Genomic DNA, 19,329 nt, shown 5'->3' on the forward strand with positions numbered 1-19,329 from the left:
AGGTTCATGACCCCTGGCGGAGCAAGACAATGATTAACGGCGATACCGCTTATCAAGCCCTGACCTCTAAAGACACACGCTTTGACGGCCTGTTTTATGTTGGCGTAACGTCGACCGGCATCTATTGTCGCCCCGTTTGTCCGGTGAAAGCGCCGCGAAGGGAGAACTGCCTTTTTTTTGCCAGTGCCGAAGCGGCGGAAAAGGCTGATTTTCGCCCCTGTCTGCGCTGCCGTCCTGAGCTGGCACCGGGCAATGCGCCAGTTGACAGCGCCCATCGGATAACCGATCTGCTGTTGCAGCGTATTGATGAAGGCATGATTGATGAAGTAAGCAGCCTGGAAGAGGTTGCCGCCTGGTTCCATCTTAGCCTGCGCCAGCTACGACGCATTGTGCAGCAGGAGCTGGGGGTTTCCCCGCTTGAGCTGAAACAGACACGCCGCCTGTTGCTGGCTAAGCAGCTGCTGACCGAAACGCGCCTGCCCATCACCGAAGTCGCTTTCGCCAGCGGCTTCAGTAGTCTACGCCGTTTCAACGATGTTTTTAATGCACGTTATCGTATGCCGCCCAGCCGTCTGCGTAAAGAAGCCGCTGGCGGAGAAAAAAATTTCGGTCATTTAGGTTCATCCACTCTGCTGTTGGGTTATCGGCCCCCTTATAACTGGCAGACCATGCTCGACTTTCTTCGTCTGCGTGCGTTAAAGAATGTGGAGTGGGTTGATGAGGCTCGCTACCTCAGAACAGTGCAGCTGGGGCGCTATCGCGGCTGGATTTGTGTGACCCATGCTCCGCAGAAAAACGCATTGCAGGTAGAGTTTTCGCACGCGCTGACCGGGGCGCTGCCTGCATTGCTGCGTCGTCTGCGTAATTTATTCGATCTTAATGCGCATCCGCAGTGTATTGACGAGCGTTTACGGCAGGATCCTTTGCTAACCGCCAGTATCGATCGCGATCCCGGCCTGCGTGTCCCGGGCGCTTTTGACGGCTTTGAAATGGCGGTACGCGCTATTCTGGGCCAACAGATTACGGTTAAAGCAGCCACGACGCTGGGAGGCCGCTTTGTCAGCGCCTTTGGTGAGGCATTTGAAACGCCTTTTCCTGAACTGACCCGGCTCGCTCCCCTGCCGCAGCGCATTGCTGAGGCAAACATTGATGAAATCGCCAGCCTGGGCATTGTCAGCGCACGGGCGCGTTCCATTCTGGCGCTGGCCGCCGCCTGTGCCCAGGGCGATCTGCAACTGGATACCTGTACCCACCCCGAAGAAATGATGCAAAAGCTTAAGCAGCTGCCGGGTATCGGTGACTGGACGGCTGCCTATATCGCCATGCGCGCGTTGCGCTGGCCAGATGCTTTTCCCGCTGGCGATATTGTGGTGCGCAATAACCTTGGCAAGATCAGCGCAAAGCAGGCAGAGGCACGCTCTGTGGCCTGGCAACCGTGGCGCAGCTATGCGGTGATGCATATCTGGAAAAATCTGGGGCCAAAAAAATAGCGTGGTGAATAGAGGTTCTCACCCTGCCGATTTTGCATAGCAAAAAGGCGCCTTTAGGGCGCCTTTCTACACTGGTGGGTCGTGCAGGATTCGAACCTGCGACCAATTGATTAAAAGTCAACTGCTCTACCAACTGAGCTAACGACCCGATGGTGGGTGATGACGGGCTCGAACCGCCGACCCCCTCCTTGTAAGGGAGGTGCTCTACCAACTGAGCTAATCACCCGCAATGCGGTTACTGCTGTTCAGGAAGAAACGAGGTTCGCTTCCTGCCGATTTACACCGGATGCTGCTTTAATATTGGTGGGTCGTGCAGGATGACTCGGCTTATGCCTCGCCCTTCGGGCCGTTGCCGCTGGCAACGTTGTCTCGCTTACGCTCGACCCGAACCTGCTGCAGGTTCGCTTCCTGCCGATTTACACCGGATGCTGCTTTAATAATGGTGGGTCGTGCAGGATTCGAACCTGCGACCAATTGATTAAAAGTCAACTGCTCTACCAACTGAGCTAACGACCCGCAATGCGGTTAATGCTGTTCAGGAAAAAAACGGGGTTCGCTTCCTGCCGATTTACACCGGATACTGCTTTAATATTGGTGGGTCGTGCAGGATTCGAACCTGCGACCAATTGATTAAAAGTCAACTGCTCTACCAACTGAGCTAACGACCCGCAATGCGGTTACTGCTGTTCAGGAAGAAACAGGGTTCGCTTCCTGCCGATCTACACCGGGTACGGCTTTAAGTGGTGGGTCGTGCAGGATTCGAACCTGCGACCAATTGATTAAAAGTCAACTGCTCTACCAACTGAGCTAACGACCCACTTTTTGCCGTCCGAAACCTAATTGCTTAAGCCTCGTCAACGGCGGCATATATTACTGATTTACCTTTCCAGCGCAACCACTATTTTCCCACAGGAGGTTCAACTGCTTACCTTTCATGCGTTAAGACCAGAAATCCAGCGAAATCTGGTCATTATTACGCGCTTAAAGGCTGGCAGCGCGTTTTTCCGCCTGTTTGGCTGCTTCGGTATTTGGATACTGTTTAATGACCTGCTGATAAACAGCTTTGGCTTTTGCGTTATCACCTTTGTCCTGCATGATGACGCCCACCTTATACAGCGCTTCCGAGCTTTTGGGTGATTTCGGATACTTTTTCACCACGGTGGCGAAATAATATGCCGCATCATCCTTTTTGCCTTTGTTGTAATTCAACTGTCCCAGCCAGTAATTTGCATTAGGCTGGTAGGTTGAATCAGGGTATTTCTTTACAAAGGCCTGGAACGCTGCAATAGCCTGATCGTACTGTTTCTTTTCCAGTACCAGCGCAACGGCACTGTTGTAATCAGTATTAGCGTCACCGCTTTGTACTGGTGCCGCTGACGTCGCACCTGTCTCTGCCGGGGCCGCTGCCGCTGCGGTATCACCGCCGGCATCAGAGGCCGCATTACTGGTCGCCGCTGCAGCGCCGCTGCTCAGGCTGTCAATTTGCTGATAGATCTGTTTTTGCCGCTCAACAACCTGATTCAGTTGATAGCTGTTTTCCTGAATCTGACCACGCAGTGAATCGATATCGCTTTGCGTTGCATTAAGCTGCTGTTGAAGCTGTTGAAGAAGCTGAGCCTGTGCATTGGAAATGCGCTCAAGGGAGGTGACACGGTCTTCTACCGAGCCGGAGCCGACGCTACTGATTAATGCCTGAGCATTAGCGGCCCAGGGGGCCGCTAAGCCAATCAGTAACGACAGACTCAACAAGTGAGGTCTGAAGCTACTAATCATGTGACTCTCTTAGTATACCAAGACGGCACGGCGGTTTTTGGAATAAGCCGCTTCGTCATGACCAAGAACCGCAGGCTTCTCTTTACCGTAAGAAACGATAGAGATCTGATCGGCAGAAACGCCTTTACCCTGCAGGTACATCTTCACTGCGTTAGCACGACGCTCGCCCAGTGCAATGTTGTATTCCGGCGTACCGCGCTCATCTGCATGACCTTCAACGGTAACTTTGTAGGACGGGTTATTACGCAGGAAAGTCGCGTGCGCATCCAGCATCTGAGCGAAGTCAGAACGGATGTCATATTTGTCCAGGTCAAAGTAAACGATGTTGTTCTGCTGCAGCTGCTGCATCTGCAGACGCGCCTGCTCGTCAGAAGACATGTTGCCGCCGTTCATGCCATTGCCGCTACCGTATGCACCATCAGCGCCGCCCATACCGTTGGTCTGGTCGTTGTCGTTGTTTTTGTGCGAGCTACATGCAGCTACAGCGATTACCGGCAGAGCCAGCATTAAACCTTTCAGCACTTTGTTCAGTTGCATTTCTAAATCCTGTTATTAGTTTGCCATACATATTTACACATGCATCACAGATACGGCGACCAGGCAGGAAATTTGACCTGTCCATCAGTCGCCGGAAGACGCGCTTTGAAACGCCCATCTGTCGAAACCAACTGCAACACGGAACCCATCCCCTGAGTAGAGCTATAGATTACCATCGTGCCGTTAGGTGCGAGACTTGGCGTCTCATCCAGGAACGTGTCCGTTAATTGTTGAACGGCTCCCGTTTCCAGATCTTGTCTGGCGACGTGTTGAGCGCCGCCGTTGGTGCTGATCATCACCATAGATTTGCCGTCAGTAGCAACGTCAGCGTCCTGGTTTTGTGAACCTTCCCAGGTAATACGCTGCGGTGCGCCGCCATTGACATTAATTTTATAAATTTGTGGACGTCCGGCCTGATCCGAAGTGTACGCCAGGCTCTGGCTATCCGGGAACCAGGTAGGTTCAGTACTGTTAAAGCGACCATCGGTCACCTGACGAATCTGACCCGATCCCAGATCCATTACGTAAAGGTTAAGGCTGCCGGTTTTAGAGAGCGCAAACGCCAGCTTAGAACCGTCCGGCGAGAAGGCCGGTGCACCGTTGTGACGCGGGAAAGAGGCAACCTGACGAATCGCACCGTTAGCCAGCGTTTGGATCACCAGCGCAGATTTGCCGCTTTCAAACGTAACATAGGCCACCTTGCTGCCGTCCGGTGACCAGGCCGGCGACATCAGCGGCTGTGGTGAGCGGTGCACAACAAACTGGTTATAGCCATCGTAATCCGCTACGCGTAGTTCATAAGGGAACTGGCCGCCATTGGTCTGCACCACATAGGCAATACGGGTACGGAATGCGCCTTTAATGCCGGTCAGCTTTTCAAAAGACTCATCGCTGGCGGTATGGGCAGCATAACGCAGCCACTGTTTGGTGACTTTGTACTGATTTTGCGCCAGCACGGTACCCGGCGAGCCGGAGGTATCCACCAGCTGGTAAGAGACCGTATAGCTGCCATCGGCACCCGGCTGAATCTGGCCCACCACGACGGCATCAATACCCAGCGCGGTCCAGGCGGCTGGCTGCACTTCCGCCGCGCTGCCAGGTTGCTGTGGCAGACGAGAGCGATCCAGCGGATTGAATTTGCCGCTGTTGCGTAAGTCCGCAGCGATAATGCCGCCAATATCTTCCGGCGCCGCGCCCGGCCCCTCCCATTTAAACGGGACAACACCAATCGGACGCGCCGTATTCACCCCCTGGGTGATTTCGATGCGTACTTCTGCATGCAGCATTGCTGCCCACAGAAGAAGAAAAAAGCTTAGGGTTACACGTAGTGCCTGCTTCATTTTCTCTCCCTTATCTGAACGCCATGTTCTCGATAATTCGCACTGTTCCTGACGACGATTAACTAAAACCATACAGAGTACGGCAAGCTAACCATAGTTCAACCTGCCATTTGTTACTGCATTCTTACGGCTTGAATTCCAGCGTCGCATCTTTTACCGCCTGCCAGACATCCTGGCTTGGTGGTTTAGGCATACGCGCCATACGTGCCGCATTGATCGCCGCCTGACACAACGCCGCATCGCCGCCCGCCGCCGTAGCTGAAATCAGCAAACCATCAGGCGCCAGCTTAATACGAACGTCACAGGTGCGCCCCTTAAAGGTATCGGCATCGTAGAATTTACTCTCTATCGCGCCTTTTACCTGTCCCAGATAGCTGTCAATCGCCGCGCCGGAAGCGCCTGATTTTTTCTGAGTGCCCTTCCCTGCCGCACCGCCACCGGCCTGGCCGGTTTTCGGTGCGTTTTTACCCGAGGTCAGGCCGCCCAGTAAATCATCAACCGCGCTGCTGTCGCTGGCGGCTTCCGCCGCTGCTTTTTTCTTCGCTTCAGCCGCTGCCTTCGCTTTAGCTTCAGCGGCCGCTTTTGCTTTCGCCTCCGCTTTGGCTTTTGCCTCAGCGGCCGCTTTCTCTTTCGCTTCCTGTGCCGCTTTGGCCTTCGCCTCAGCCGCTTTCTCTTTTGCTTCCTGCGCCGCTTTGGCCTTTGCCTCAGCAGCCGCTTTCTCTTTCGCTTCCTGCGCCGCTTTGGCTTTCGCTTCAGCGGCCGCAGCTTTAGCCTGCTCTGCTGCTTTAGCTTTCGCTTCGGCTGCGGCAGCTTTGGCCTGCTCTGCTGCTTTGGCTTTCGCTTCGGCTGCGGCAGCTTTGGCCTGCTCTGCTGCTTTGGCTTTCGCTTCGGCTGCGGCAGCTTTGGCCTGCTCTGCCGCTTCTGCTTTCGCTTTGGCTGCAGCTTTCGCCTGCTCCGCCGCTTCTGCTTTCGCTTTCGCTGCAGCGGCTTCTGCAGCTTTTTGCTGCTCTGCGGCGCGTTTGGTGGCTTCTTCCGCCTGGCGCTGCTGTTCAGCCTGCGCCTGGGCCTGTTGTTTCGCCTCTTCCTGCGCCTGAAGCCGCTCTTTTTCCAGCTCTTTCAATCGCTGCTGCTCAGCTGCGCGCTTTTGCTGCAGCTCTTCCGCCTGCTGCTGCGCCTGCTTCTGACGCTGCTGCTCGGCGCGCTGGCTGTCGCTTTGCTGATTTTGCTGGCGGTTATACTGTTCAACCACCGCACCTGGGTCGACCATAACGGCATCAATATCGCTACCGCCACCGCCACCGCTGGCCTCGATTTTTTCGTTAAACGAACTCCAAATCAGTAATGCAATCAGGACGATATGCAATATCACTGAGATGATTATCGCGCGTTTTAACTTATCGTTTTGTTCGGATGCCTTCGACACGCTCGGTTCCCAAAAAACGGTTACGGAATAATTAAATTGGCTGCGTCATCAGGCCGACTGATTTCACACCCGCCTGGTGCAGCAGGTTCAGCGCCTTGATAATCTCGTCATAGGGCACATCTTTTGCGCCGCCAATCAGAAACACCGTTTTCGGATTCGCTTCCAGTCGGCGCTGCGCTTCCGCCACCACCTGCTCTGAAGGCAACTGCTCCATACGATCGTGATCGACAACCAGACTATATTGCCCAACGCCGGAAACCTCTACGATCACCGGTGGATTATCATCACTGGACACCGTTTTAGAATCCGTGGCATCCGGCAGATCGACTTCAACGCTCTGGGTGATAATGGGCGCCGTTGCCATAAAAATCAGCAGCAGCACCAACAGCACGTCCAGCAGCGGAACGATGTTAATTTCAGACTTCAGATCGCGACGACCGCGACCACGCGTTCTGGCCATACGTCACCTCTGCTTACTTTTTATTCTCGCTGGAGAATGCCTGACGGTGCAGGATAGCCGTGAACTCTTCCATAAAGTTGTCATAACCCTGTTCCAGTTTGTTGACGCGCTGGTTCAGGCGGTTATACGCCATTACGGCAGGGATAGCAGCAAACAGGCCGATAGCGGTCGCAATCAGCGCTTCAGCAATACCCGGCGCAACCATCTGCAGCGTCGCCTGCTTCACCGCGCCCAGCGCGATAAAGGCGTGCATAATCCCCCACACGGTACCAAACAGACCAATATAGGGACTGATGGAACCCACGGTGCCAAGGAAAGGAATATGGTTTTCCAGGCTTTCCAGCTCACGGTTCATTGAGATACGCATCGCCCGACTGGCGCCTTCCAGCACCGCTTCCGGCGCATGGCTGTTGGCGCGATGCAAACGCGCAAATTCTTTAAAACCGGCGTAAAAGATCTGCTCTGAGCCGGTTAGCTCATCGCGACGCGCCTGGCTTTCCTGATAAAGGCGGGATAGCTCAATGCCCGACCAAAATTTGTCTTCAAACGCTTCCGCTTCGCGTCCCGCCGCGTTAAGAATGCGGGTGCGCTGGATAATAATCGCCCAGGACGCAATGGAAAACCCGATCAAAATTAACATGATAAGTTTAACCAGAAGGCTTGCCTTCAGGAACAAATCAAGAACATTCATGTCAGTCACTGCTTGAACTCCGCGACAATAGACTTGGGAAGCGCTATTGGCTTCATTAGGTGTGGGTTGATGCAGGCGATAAGGACTTCTGCTTCATTGAGCAATTTGCCTTCTGCGTTAACGATGCGTTGCCTGAACGTCATAGTGGCACGGGTCATCGACATCACCTCGCTCTGCACTTCAAGCATATCATCCAGTCGCGCGGCGGCAATATAATCAACCGTGATTCGACGTACGACAAAAGCAATCTGCTGTTCAAGCAGCGATTGTTGATGGAAATGATGCTGGCGCAGCATCTCCGTACGCGCTCGTTCATAAAAAGCGATATAGCTGGCGTGGTAAACCACCCCACCGGCATCGGTATCTTCGTAATAGACACGCACCGGCCATCGAAACAGCGTTGTACTCACTTTACATCCCGGTAATGCTTTTTAAACGTTGCTACTATACGCAAGTGCAAACGGCTTTGGAATGGGTCACCAGAGCGCGGAGAAAATAATTATAGAATGGAAACTATTGACAAAAACGGCAGGATAATTATTGAAAAAAAACGGCGCTAAACAGACGTTTGCTGACATAAATTTTCAGCGTCAGACAGGCCTGAGCCTGTACTCATGCTTCAGGCCTGCAATCGAATCAAAAAAAGAAAATGAACGTTCCCAGCGAGAGGGCAATCAGGGCCAACAGCGGCGAGAAAAACATCTGCCACCGTACCCGGCGAGGATGAAATCCAACGCCGTGCACCACGCCAGCGCATACCGCCCATATCAGTAAAAAGCCCTGCCAGACGGTGAGCGAACTGGTGCCGGCGGCAAAACGCGTCGGATCCCAGAACAGGCAGCCTGCCAGCAGCAATGCCAGCACCAGAGAAAGCGCCCGCAGCGGACGCTTATCCATGATGAAATAGAGCTGTTGCAGCTGCTGACGCATCAGGGTTTATCCTGTTGCTGGGCGCTATCTTCTACATGCTCCAGCGCCAGCGCGGTGATAATCCCGAAGGCACAGGCCAGTAGCGTTCCAAGAATCCAGGCAAAATACCACATGGTTTAACGCCTCCGTTAATAGAGTGAATGAGTGTTGCTTTCAATATGTTCTTTCGTGATACGTCCGAACATTTTGTAGTAACACCAGCTGGTGTAAATCAGGATAAGCGGCACAAAGATCATCGCCACAAACAGCATCAGTTTCAGCGTCATCAGGCTTGACGTGGCATCCCACATGGTCAGGCTCATGTCCGGCTGGATGCAGGAGGGCATAATAAAGGGAAACATCGCCACGCCAGCGGTCAAAATAACGCAGGCCAGCGTCAGCGAAGAGAACAGAAACGCCCAGCCGCCCTTCCCGATGCGTGAACTGATAACGGTAAGAAGCGGCAATGCCACGCCCAGCGCCGGAATCAGCCACAGCAGCGGATGCTGATTGAAATTAATCAGCCAGGCGCCTGCTTCGCGCGCCACTTCTTTATTTAGCGGATTTGAGGATGCGGCATGATCCAGCGCGCTGGTCACCACGTAGCCATCAATACCGTAAACCACCCAAACGCCCGCCAGCGCAAAAGCAACCAGCATAATCAGCGCACAGATTTGCGCAGTGGCACGAGCGCGTAAATAGAGTTCGCCATGGGTGCGCATCTGCAGGTAAGTTGCGCCCTGCGTCAGGATCATCGTCAGGCTAACCACGCCCGCCAGCAGACCAAACGGATTCAGCAGCTGGAAGAAATTACCGGTGTAGTAGAGGCGCAGATAGGCGTCGGTATGGAAGGGCACGCCCTGCAACAGGTTGCCAAACGCCACGCCAATCACCAGCGGCGGAACAAAGCTGCCGATAAAAATGCCCCAGTCCCACAGCGTGCGCCAGCGCATATCTTCAATTTTCGACCGGTAGTCAAAGCCCACCGGCCGGAAAAACAGCGAGGCCAGCACTAAAATCATCGCAACGTAGAAACCGGAGAAGGCGGCGGCATAGACCATCGGCCAGGCGGCAAACAGTGCGCCGCCAGCGGTAATCAGCCAGACCTGGTTTCCATCCCAGTGCGGCGCAATGCTATTGATCATGATCCGACGTTCCGTATCGGTACGTCCGAGAATGCGCGACAGCATGCCCACGCCCATATCAAAACCATCGGTGACCGCAAAGCCAATCAGCAAAATACCGATCAGCAGCCACCAGATAAAGCGTACAACGTCATAATCCAACATGGCTGGCTCCTTTACTGCACCGACTGCGAGGCGAGAGTGGACTGCTCATAGTGATAGCGTCCGGTTTTCAGGCTGCTTGGTCCCAGGCGGGCAAATTTGAACATCAGATACATTTCCACCACCAGGAATAGCGTGTAGAGGCCGCAAATCAGTCCCATCGAGAACAACAGATCGCCGACGGTAAGCGTTGAATTCGCCACAGCCGTTGGCAGCACCTCGCCAATCGCCCACGGCTGACGTCCATACTCTGCAACAAACCAGCCCGCTTCAACGGCGATCCACGGCAGCGGAATGCCATACAGCGCCGCTTTCAGCAGCCAACGGTTTTTCCCGATGCGGTTACGAATAACGCTCCAGAACGAGAGGCCGATAATGCCGAGCATCAGCACGCCGCACAGCACCATAATGCGGAAAGAGAAATAGAGTGGCGCAACATGCGGAATCGAGTCCTGGGTAGCCAGCTTGATTTGCGCTTCCGTGGCGTCGACGACATTTGGCGTATAACGTTTCAGCAGCAGACCGTAACCCAAATCCTGCTTGTGGCCGTTAAAGGCTTCACGCACTGCCGGATCGGTATTGCCCGCGCGCAGTTCTTCCAGCAGGTGATAGGCCTTCATCCCGTTGCGGATGCGCACTTCATGCTGCGCCAGCAGATCTTTCAGGCCGGTAACTGGCCGATCGACCGAACGGGTAGCGATCAGACCCAGCAGATAAGGAATTTGAATCGCATAGCTGTTTTCCTGCGTCAGCTGATCGGGCAGGCCAAACAGGGTAAAGGCTGCCGGGGCGGGCTGCGTTTCCCACTCGGCTTCGATCGCTGCCAGCTTGGTTTTTTGCACATCGCCCATTTCGTAGCCTGACTCATCGCCCAGCACGATCACCGATAGCACCGCCGCCATGCCAAAGCTGGCGGCAATAGCAAAAGAGCGTTTAGCGAACGCCAGATCGCGCCCGCGCAGCAGGTAATACGCACTGATGCCAAGAATAAACATCGCGCCGGTGGTATAGCCTGCCGCAACCGTATGCACAAACTTCACCTGCGCGACCGGGTTAAGCACCAGCTCTGAGAAGCTCACCATCTCCATACGCATGGTTTCGAAATTAAATTCAGAGGCGATGGGGTTTTGCATCCAGCCATTTGCCACCAGGATCCAGAGCGCAGAGAGGTTGGAACCCAGAGCCACCAGCCAGGTAACGGCCATGTGCTGCACTTTGCTCAGGCGATCCCAGCCAAAAAAGAACAGGCCAACAAAGGTGGATTCGAGGAAGAAAGCCATCAGGCCTTCAATGGCCAGCGGGGCACCGAAGATATCGCCGACATAGTGAGAGTAATAAGACCAGTTAGTGCCGAACTGGAACTCCATGGTCAGGCCTGTTGCCACGCCCAGTGCAAAGTTGATACCAAACAACTTGCCCCAGAATTTGGTCATATCTTTGTAGATCTGTTTACCCGACAGGACATAAACGGTTTCCATAATCGCCAGCAGAAACGCCATACCCAGCGTTAACGGCACGAAAAGGAAGTGGTACATCGCAGTCAGGGCAAACTGTAAACGCGACAGTTCGACGATATCAAACATCTTAACCCCTTGCTCTTTGCTAAAAGCAGTTAATGCATGATGTTTATTTGCCGGAAAGCGTTGGCAAATAGCGCCATGCTGATTGCTGTTTTCAATAAAACGATATTTATATTTTGCTGTTAGACGGGCAGGGAAAATCATACCCGCAGGCAGCAAATGAAAGAGAATTGATAACTCACCGTGAGTGAGACGGTAATATCATACCCTTACAAACGATACGGTAAAGAGAAATTATTGTGATCTCCGGGATATTTTTTGATCTGGACCTGCATTTAACCTGAAAGCGTTAGAGAGGCGTGATATGACATAACGCAATAAAATCAAAAAACAGAAATCTGGTCAAATATGATATAAATATCAATTATTTAGATTATAAATTAAAATAAGGTTAAACATAAATATCAATTTAAATTAAACAGGTAAAATATATGTTAATAATATGTTTTATCTAGATGCTTTTATTAATCGTTTATTTAAAAACAGGAAAATCATACTGTATAAATGCATGTTCCTTTCGCAAGAGTAGCCTTATATTTTTATTTCAATTCCATTGATAAAAAGGAAAATAGATTTTTATTGTATTTAATTTCACAATTGTTAAACCTTAATTTATTTTATTATTAACAAACAGTCCTTATAGCAGGAATAAAAGCCATAAAAAAGGCCACCCGTAGGTGGCCAGTCTGCCGAATAATCTGGTGCAGATTATTTAAGAGGGAGTACCGCTTTTACCGCGTCGCCAATATCGGCAAGGCTACGAACGGTTTTAACACCGGCCGCTTCCAGCGCAGCGAATTTCTCATCTGCCGTACCTTTGCCACCGGCAATGATCGCGCCAGCATGGCCCATACGCTTGCCTTTCGGCGCCGTGACGCCAGCGATATAGCCGACAACCGGTTTGGTAACGTGTTCTTTGATGTAGGCTGCCGCTTCTTCTTCTGCGCTGCCGCCGATTTCACCAATCATCACGATGGCTTCTGTCTGCGGGTCATCCTGGAACATCTGCAGGATATCGATAAAGTTAGAGCCAGGGATCGGGTCGCCGCCGATGCCCACACAGGTGGACTGGCCGTAGCCGATATCGGTAGTCTGCTTCACAGCTTCATAGGTCAGCGTACCGGAACGTGAAACGATACCGATGCGGCCCGGCTGGTGAATGTGGCCCGGCATGATGCCGATTTTACATTCGCCTGGGGTGATAACGCCCGGACAGTTCGGCCCAATCATGCGCACGCCCGCTTCATCCAGCTTCACTTTTACCGTCAGCATATCCAGCGTCGGGATGCCTTCAGTGATAGTAATGATCAGCTTAATACCCGCATCGATCGCTTCCAGAATCCCGTCTTTGCAGAAAGGTGCCGGGACATAGATAACGGATGCCGTTGCGCCAGTCGCTTCCACCGCCTCGCGTACGGTATTGAACACCGGCAGGCCCAGATGTGTGGTGCCGCCTTTGCCGGGCGTTACGCCGCCAACCAGCTGCGTACCATAGGCCAGTGCCTGTTCAGAGTGGAATGTACCCTGGCCGCCGGTGAAACCCTGGCAGATCACTTTGGTGTTTTTGTCGATCAAAATGGACATTATTTACCCTCCGCTGCAGCAACAACGCGTTGGGCCGCGTCGGTCAGGCTGGTTGCTGCAATAATGTTCAGACCGCTGTCCGCCAGTTTCTGTGCGCCCAGCTCAGCGTTGTTCCCTTCAAGACGCACCACTACCGGTACGTTGACGCCAACTTCTGCCACCGCGCCGATGATGCCATCAGCAATCAGGTCACAGCGTACGATGCCGCCGAAAATGTTAACGAATACCGCTTTAACCGCGTCGTCAGACAGGATGATTTTAAAGGCTTCGGTAACACGCTCTTTGGTTGCGCCGCCGCCAACGTCAAGGAAGTTAGCTGGCTGACCACCGTGATGTTTCACGATGTCCATGGTGCCCATCGCCAGACCGGCGCCGTTTACCATACAGCCGATGTTGCCTTCCAGCGCAACGTAGTTAAGCTCCCACTGCGTCGCATGCGCTTCGCGCGGATCTTCCTGGCTCGGATCGCGCATTTCACGCAGCTCCGGTTGACGGAACATGGCGTTGCCGTCTGCGCCCAGTTTGCCATCCAGGCAGACCAGATCGCCCTGTTTGGTGATAACCAGCGGGTTGATTTCAACCAGGGCCAGGTCACGTTCCAGGAACAGCGTCGCCAGACCCATGAAAATTTTAGTGAACTGATTGACCTGCTTGCCGCTCAGACCCAGCTTAAACGCCAGCTCACGGCCCTGATAAGGCTGCGGGCCGGTCAGCGGATCCAGCGCCATTTTATGAATCAGCTCTGGCGTCTCTTCCGCCACTTTTTCAATTTCAACGCCGCCTTCGGTGGAGGCCATAAACACGACCCGACGGGTGCTGCGGTCAACCACGGCGCCCAGGTAGAGTTCCTGATCAATATCGGTAGCGGCTTCAACCAGAATCTGGTTAACCGGCTGACCTTCCGCATCCGTTTGATAAGTGACCAGACGTTTACCCAGCCAGTTTTCAGCAAAAGTACGGATCTCTTCTTTGCTGTTAACCACTTTCACACCGCCCGCTTTACCACGGCCACCGGCATGAACCTGACATTTTACTACCCACGGGCCTGCGCCAATTTTAGAGGCCGCTTCTTCCGCTTCACGTGGCGTAGTGCAGGCGTAACCGGTCGGTGCCGGTAAGCCATACCGTGCAAACAGCTGTTTCGCCTGGTACTCGTGTAAGTTCATGATGTTCTATCCATTCAGGTCTGAAAAGATTAATAAGGTTGGGCGCGGCAGTAACCGCGCCCGGCAACATTAAACGTCCAGCAGCAGGCGCGCCGGATCTTCCAGCATCTCTTTCACTGCCACCAGATAGCCCACGGATTCGCGGCCATCAATCAGACGGTGGTCGTAAGAGAGCGCCAGATACATCATCGGCAGCACCACAACCTGACCATTAACCGCCATTGGGCGATCTTTGATTGCGTGCATGCCCAGGATAGCGCTCTGCGGCGGGTTAATGATCGGCGTCGACATCAGCGAACCGAACACACCACCGTTGGTGATGGTAAAGTTACCGCCGGTCAGTTCTTCTACCGTCAGCTTGCCGTCACGGCCTTTTACCGCCAGCTCTTTAATTTTCTTCTCGATATCCGCCATGCTCAGCGTATCGACATCGCGCAGAACCGGCGTCACCAGGCCGCGCGGCGTGGAAACGGCGATGCTGACGTCAAAGTAGTTGTGATACACCACATCTTCGCCATCGATGGAAGCGTTCACTTCCGGATAGCGTTTCAGCGCTTCCACAACCGCTTTGATATAGAAGGACATAAAGCCCAGACGCACGCCGTGACGTTTCTCGAAGGCATCGCCGTACTGCTTACGCAGCTCCATGATCGGCTTCATGTTGACTTCGTTAAAAGTGGTCAGCATGGCGGTGCTGTTTTTCGCTTCCAGCAGACGCTCGGCAACGCGCTTACGCAGACGCGTCATAGGTACGCGCTTCTCGCTGCGGCCAGCCAGCGGTTGAGGCTGTGCCTGCGGCGCGGCGGCTTGCGGTTTCGACTCGGCTTTCGCCGGCTGCTGCGTGAGATGTTTTTCCACATCTTCGCGGGTAATGCGTCCACCTACGCCGGTGCCTTTAATCGCCGCCGCATCCAGATCGTGCTCGGCAATCAGCCGACGAATCGCCGGGCTGAGGGCATCGTTGCTCTCTTCTTCCAGCGAAGCAGACTGACGCTGCGCCGGAGTGGACTCATTGCTTTCCGTTTTAACAGAGGCCTCTTTGCCGCCGCTGTTACCCTCTTTCAGGCGTCCCAGGATCTGACGCGAGGTCACGGTTGCGCCCTCTTCTTCCAGTACGGCTTCCAGCACGCCGTCAGCAGAGGCTGGCACTTCCAGCACCACTTTATCGGTCTCGATTTCTACCAGTACTTCATCGCGGCTTACCGCATCGCCCGGTTTCTTATGCCAGGTTGCTACAGTGGCATCAGCAACAGATTCAGGCAGGTCGGGAACGAGAATTTCTACGCTACTCATTATCTTTCCTTATTTAATCAACGTTCAGCGCGTCATTAACCAGGTCTTGCTGCTGTTTCAGGTGTACAGACATGTAACCTACAGCAGGTGAAGCGGAAGCCGGACGTCCGGCATAACGTAAAGAAGCACCAAAAGGAATCACTTCACGGAAGTGATGCTGGCTGCAATACCAGGCGCCCTGGTTTAGCGGCTCCTCCTGACACCAAACGAAATCATGTACGTGCGCGTAAGGCTGCAGCGCCTCCTGTACCGCTTTGTGCGGGAAAGGATAAAGCTGCTCAATGCGCACGATAGCGACATCGCTTTGTTCATTTTTGCGACGCTGCTCCAGCAGATCGTAATAGACCTTACCGGCACACAGCACGACGCGTTTCACTGCTTTGGCATCCAGCGCGTCGACTTCGCCAATCGCGGGCTTAAAGCTGCCGTTTGCCAGCTCATCCAGGGTAGAAACCGCCAGCGGATGACGCAGCAGCGACTTCGGCGACATGACCACCAGCGGGCGACGCATACCGCGCAACGCCTGACGACGCAGCATGTGATAGACCTGCGCCGGAGTCGACGGTACACAGACCTGCATATTCTGCTCTGCGCACAGTTGCAGATAACGTTCCAGGCGCGCCGATGAGTGCTCCGGTCCCTGCCCTTCATAGCCGTGCGGCAGCAGCATCACCAGACCGCACATACGGCCCCACTTCTGCTCGCCGGAGCTGATGAACTGATCGATAACCACCTGGGCGCCGTTGGCAAAGTCGCCAAACTGCGCTTCCCAGATGGTCAGGGTACGCGGCTCAGCGGTGGCATAACCATACTCAAACGCCAACACGGCTTCTTCCGACAGCACCGAGTCCCAGACTTTGAACTGGCCCTGGCCGTTATGGATATGCTGCAGCGGGATCCAGGTTGAGCCGTTCGCCTGGTTATGAATCACTGCATGACGATGGAAGAAGGTGCCGCGCCCGGAGTCTTCGCCGGAAATACGCACAGGAATACCCTCATCCACCAGCGTGGCGTAGGCGAGATTTTCCGCTGCGCCCCAGTCAAACGGCTTATTGCCTGCCGCCATTTCTGCGCGGTCGTTGTAAATTTTCGCCACGCGCGACTGCACTTCAACAGATTCCGGTACCTGACTGATGCGTTTCGCCAGCTCCTGCAGACGCTTGAGTTCCACTTTTTCCGGGTAGCTCTCATCCCACTCATGGTTGAGATAAGGCGACCAGGTGAAAGAGTGCAGGCTCATCGGACGCCATTCCGGCACCACGCATTCGCCTGCATCCAGCGCATCACGGTACAGGTTAACCATCTCCGTAGCGTCTTCCAGATTAATCACCTGCTCCGCTTCCAGACGATCGGCGTAGATTTTACGCGGCGTCGGATGCTTTTTGATTTTCTGGTACATCACCGGCTGGGTTGCGCTTGGCTCATCCGCTTCGTTATGGCCGTGACGGCGATAGCAAACCAGATCGATAAAGACGTCGCGCTTAAAGGTGTTACGGAAATCGAGCGCCAGGCGGGTCACAAAGGCGACCGCTTCCGGATCGTCGGCGTTAACGTGGAAAATAGGCGACTGCACCATTTTACCGATGTCGGTACAGTATTGTGTTGAACGGGCATCTTTCGGGTTTGAAGTGGTAAAACCGATCTGGTTGTTAATCACGATACGCACCGTACCGCCTACTTCATAACCGCGCGCCTGCGACATGTTCAGGGTTTCCTGAACCACGCCCTGGCCGATGACCGCCGCATCGCCATGAATGGTAATCGGCAGCACTTTATTGCTGACCGGCTCATCCAGACGATCGAGGCGGGCACGTACCGAGCCCATGACTACCGGACTGACGATCTCCAGGTGCGACGGGTTAAACGCCAGCGCCAGGTGAACCATACCGCCTTCGGTTTCCACATCGGAAGAGAAGCCCATATGGTATTTCACGTCGCCGGTACCGAGATGCTCTTTGTGTTTACCGGCGAACTCGTCAAACAGGTCCTGAGGTTTTTTACCCAGTACGTTGATTAATACGTTCAGGCGACCACGGTGCGCCATCCCCAGTACCACTTCACGCGTGCCGCTTTTGCCGGCGTGACGAATCATCTCACGCAGCATCGGCACCAGCGCATCGCCGCCTTCCAGCGAGAAGCGTTTCGCGCCGGGGAATTTAGCACCCAGATAACGCTCCAGCCCTTCTGCGGCGGTCAGCTCTTTCAGAAAGCCTTTTTTCTCTTCAGCGGAGAAAGATGCGCGCCCCACAGCCGATTCGATACGCTGTTGCAGCCAGCGTTTTTCATCGGTGTTGGTGATATGCATATATTCCGCGCCGATTGAGCCGCAGTAGGTTTGCTTCAGCGCATTAATCAGTTCCCCTAACTGCAAGCGATCTTTGCCAATGGCAAAAGAGCCAACATTAAAGGTTTCCTGAAAATCCGCCTCGCTTAAGCCATGAAAAGCCGGGTCGAGATCGGAAACCTGCTCCTGCTGCCAGAGGCCCAGCGGATCGAGGTTAGCGTGCTGATGTCCACGGAAGCGGTAGGCATTGATCAGCTGCAGGACTTTAACCTGTTTGGCATTGGCATCGGGATCGCCAACGGAAGCGGCGTAACGCGAGGTATCTTTTGCCAGACGACGGAAATAGTCGCGCGTAGAGGAGTGGAACTGCTCAGGCCTGAGCCCGGTGCCGGGAAGCTGTTGGAACATATCGCGCCATACAGCATCAACAGAGTCAGGATCGGTGAGAAAATCCTCATAGAGCTGCTCTATGTAAGATTGGTTCGCGCCGGCCAGCCAGGAAGAGTCAAGCCAGGGCTTCATTGCGCTGTTCTGCATTGTGATCCCTTAAGCATTACATGCTTTTTTCGAGGTTTCATTGTTGCCGGGTTACCGGCTTGCCCAACGCTGTGTCGCGCACCTGCTTGGAAAGTGCTCGCCACAGCCAGATCCAGTTCATCGATACAAGCACGGGGCAATCGATGCCCTGGCCCGTAAGGGAACCTTGGTAAGGTTTTTCACCGCGCCGTGACAGACCTTACCAGGGTCTCCGTAAATGCTCCGGGAACCGGGGTTCCCGGAGCAATGTGCTGTTATGCGTTACGCTGCAGCAGCATCGACTTAATATGGCCGATAGCGCGCGTTGGGTTCAGCCCTTTCGGACAGACGCTGACACAGTTCATGATACTGTGGCAACGGAATACGCTGAAAGCATCGCTGAGATCGTCCAGACGCGCATTGGTTTCGGTATCGCGGCTGTCGATCAGGAAGCGATAGGAAGCCAGCAGCCCCGCAGGCCCAACAAACTTATCCGGATTCCACCAGAATGACGGGCATGACGTTGAGCAGCAGGCGCACAGAATACATTCGTACAAACCATCCAGGTGAGCACGATCTTCCGGCGACTGCAAATGCTCACGTGCAGGCGGATTTGCGCCATTATTCAACAGGTAAGGCTTAATCTTCTCATACTGCTTGTAGAACTGCCCCATGTCCACGACTAAGTCACGGACTACCGGCAGGCCCGGCAGCGGACGGATAACAATTTTTTTCTTGCCGTTGCCCAGCGCTGAAACCGGTGTAATGCAGGCCAGGCCGTTACGACCGTTCATATTCAGGCCGTCAGAGCCGCAAACGCCCTCGCGGCAGGAACGACGAAAGGCCAGCGTCGGGTCCTTCTCTTTTAGCTTGATCAGCGCGTCCAGCAGCATCATGTCACGGCCATCTTCCGCTTCCAGGGTGTAATCCTGCATGCGCGGCGCGTCGTCCACGTCCGGGTTATAACGATAAATGGAAAATTCGAGTCTCATCGTCT

Annotated in this window: 17 protein-coding genes, 5 tRNA genes and 1 other RNA gene; 1 reads left to right on the forward strand and 22 read right to left on the reverse strand. The window is 54.0% G+C overall.

The window, feature by feature from the left end; all coding sequences use genetic code 11:
- Positions 1 to 29 precede the first annotated feature (29 nt).
- On the forward strand, positions 30 to 1,490 hold the full coding sequence (locus tag B1H58_RS00985; protein WP_085067570.1) for an AlkA N-terminal domain-containing protein: 1,461 nt from the start codon (positions 30 to 32) through the stop codon (positions 1,488 to 1,490).
- 72 nt (positions 1,491 to 1,562) lie between these two features.
- Here B1H58_RS00985 and B1H58_RS00990 read toward each other — a convergent pair.
- The 22 genes from B1H58_RS00990 to B1H58_RS01095 all read right to left on the reverse strand — a co-directional run bounded on the left by B1H58_RS00990 (position 1,563) and on the right by B1H58_RS01095 (position 19,324).
- Positions 1,563 to 1,638 (reverse strand) — tRNA-Lys (locus B1H58_RS00990).
- Positions 1,639 to 1,640: 2 nt separating this feature from the next.
- Positions 1,641 to 1,716 (reverse strand) — tRNA-Val (locus tag B1H58_RS00995).
- Positions 1,717 to 1,791: 75 nt separating this feature from the next.
- Positions 1,792 to 1,917, reverse strand: a non-coding RNA gene (locus B1H58_RS01000) — RtT sRNA.
- 13 nt (positions 1,918 to 1,930) lie between these two features.
- Positions 1,931 to 2,006 (reverse strand) — tRNA-Lys (locus B1H58_RS01005).
- A gap of 76 nt (positions 2,007 to 2,082) precedes the next feature.
- Positions 2,083 to 2,158, reverse strand: a tRNA-Lys gene (locus B1H58_RS01010).
- A gap of 73 nt (positions 2,159 to 2,231) precedes the next feature.
- A tRNA-Lys gene (locus tag B1H58_RS01015) sits at positions 2,232 to 2,307 on the reverse strand.
- A 164-nt stretch (positions 2,308 to 2,471) separates the two neighbouring features.
- Positions 2,472 to 3,263, reverse strand: coding sequence for a cell division protein CpoB (gene cpoB, locus B1H58_RS01020; protein ID WP_085067571.1), 792 nt, complete (start codon positions 3,261 to 3,263; stop codon positions 2,472 to 2,474).
- A 9-nt stretch (positions 3,264 to 3,272) separates the two neighbouring features.
- Positions 3,273 to 3,800: a peptidoglycan-associated lipoprotein Pal gene (pal, locus tag B1H58_RS01025; protein ID WP_085067572.1), complete on the reverse strand. Its 528-nt coding sequence runs from the start codon at positions 3,798 to 3,800 to the stop codon at positions 3,273 to 3,275.
- A 44-nt stretch (positions 3,801 to 3,844) separates the two neighbouring features.
- Complete coding sequence (gene tolB, locus B1H58_RS01030) at positions 3,845 to 5,140, reverse strand: Tol-Pal system beta propeller repeat protein TolB (RefSeq protein WP_085067573.1); 1,296 nt, start codon at positions 5,138 to 5,140, stop codon at positions 3,845 to 3,847.
- Positions 5,141 to 5,264: 124 nt separating this feature from the next.
- On the reverse strand, positions 5,265 to 6,563 hold the full coding sequence (tolA, locus tag B1H58_RS01035) for a cell envelope integrity protein TolA (protein WP_085067574.1): 1,299 nt from the start codon (positions 6,561 to 6,563) through the stop codon (positions 5,265 to 5,267).
- A 31-nt stretch (positions 6,564 to 6,594) separates the two neighbouring features.
- Entirely contained in the window at positions 6,595 to 7,023 is a 429-nt protein-coding gene (gene tolR, locus B1H58_RS01040) for a colicin uptake protein TolR (RefSeq protein WP_038627352.1), read from the reverse strand.
- 13 nt (positions 7,024 to 7,036) lie between these two features.
- A complete protein-coding gene (gene tolQ / locus B1H58_RS01045; RefSeq protein WP_085067575.1) occupies positions 7,037 to 7,723 on the reverse strand; it encodes a Tol-Pal system protein TolQ in 687 nt (228 codons plus the stop codon).
- Entirely contained in the window at positions 7,720 to 8,124 is a 405-nt protein-coding gene (ybgC, locus tag B1H58_RS01050; RefSeq protein WP_085067576.1) for a tol-pal system-associated acyl-CoA thioesterase, read from the reverse strand. The genes tolQ and ybgC overlap by 4 nt, the downstream gene beginning before the upstream one ends.
- A 226-nt stretch (positions 8,125 to 8,350) precedes the next feature.
- Positions 8,351 to 8,644, reverse strand: coding sequence for a cyd operon protein YbgE (gene ybgE, locus B1H58_RS01055; protein ID WP_085067577.1), 294 nt, complete (start codon positions 8,642 to 8,644; stop codon positions 8,351 to 8,353).
- Entirely contained in the window at positions 8,644 to 8,757 is a 114-nt protein-coding gene (gene cydX / locus B1H58_RS01060) for a cytochrome bd-I oxidase subunit CydX (protein ID WP_085067578.1), read from the reverse strand. Before cydX ends, ybgE begins: the two co-directional genes overlap by 1 nt.
- 15 nt (positions 8,758 to 8,772) lie before the next feature.
- Complete coding sequence (cydB, locus tag B1H58_RS01065) at positions 8,773 to 9,912, reverse strand: cytochrome d ubiquinol oxidase subunit II (protein ID WP_085067579.1); 1,140 nt, start codon at positions 9,910 to 9,912, stop codon at positions 8,773 to 8,775.
- Positions 9,913 to 9,923: 11 nt separating this feature from the next.
- Positions 9,924 to 11,492, reverse strand: coding sequence for a cytochrome ubiquinol oxidase subunit I (cydA, locus tag B1H58_RS01070; protein WP_085072202.1), 1,569 nt, complete (start codon positions 11,490 to 11,492; stop codon positions 9,924 to 9,926).
- Positions 11,493 to 12,197: 705 nt separating this feature from the next.
- Positions 12,198 to 13,073 carry a succinate--CoA ligase subunit alpha gene (sucD, locus tag B1H58_RS01075; RefSeq protein WP_085067580.1) on the reverse strand — a complete coding sequence of 292 codons (876 nt, stop codon included), beginning with the start codon at positions 13,071 to 13,073 and terminating at the stop codon, positions 12,198 to 12,200.
- A complete protein-coding gene (sucC, locus tag B1H58_RS01080; RefSeq protein WP_085067581.1) occupies positions 13,073 to 14,239 on the reverse strand; it encodes an ADP-forming succinate--CoA ligase subunit beta in 1,167 nt (388 codons plus the stop codon). Before sucC ends, sucD begins: the two co-directional genes overlap by 1 nt.
- Positions 14,240 to 14,308: 69 nt before the next feature.
- The gene (gene odhB / locus B1H58_RS01085) at positions 14,309 to 15,532 is read right to left on the reverse strand and encodes a 2-oxoglutarate dehydrogenase complex dihydrolipoyllysine-residue succinyltransferase (RefSeq protein WP_085067582.1); all 1,224 of its coding nucleotides are present in this window, start codon (positions 15,530 to 15,532) and stop codon (positions 14,309 to 14,311) included.
- A gap of 13 nt (positions 15,533 to 15,545) precedes the next feature.
- Positions 15,546 to 18,353 (reverse strand): 2-oxoglutarate dehydrogenase E1 component, encoded by a 2,808-nt coding sequence (gene sucA, locus B1H58_RS01090; protein ID WP_085067583.1) that lies wholly within the window; start codon positions 18,351 to 18,353, stop codon positions 15,546 to 15,548.
- A gap of 254 nt (positions 18,354 to 18,607) precedes the next feature.
- Positions 18,608 to 19,324, reverse strand: coding sequence for a succinate dehydrogenase iron-sulfur subunit (locus tag B1H58_RS01095; protein WP_085067584.1), 717 nt, complete (start codon positions 19,322 to 19,324; stop codon positions 18,608 to 18,610).
- Positions 19,325 to 19,329: the final 5 nt, after the last annotated feature.

This window comes from Pantoea alhagi (assembly GCF_002101395.1).
Classification (GTDB): Bacteria; Pseudomonadota; Gammaproteobacteria; order Enterobacterales; family Enterobacteriaceae; genus Mixta; species Mixta alhagi.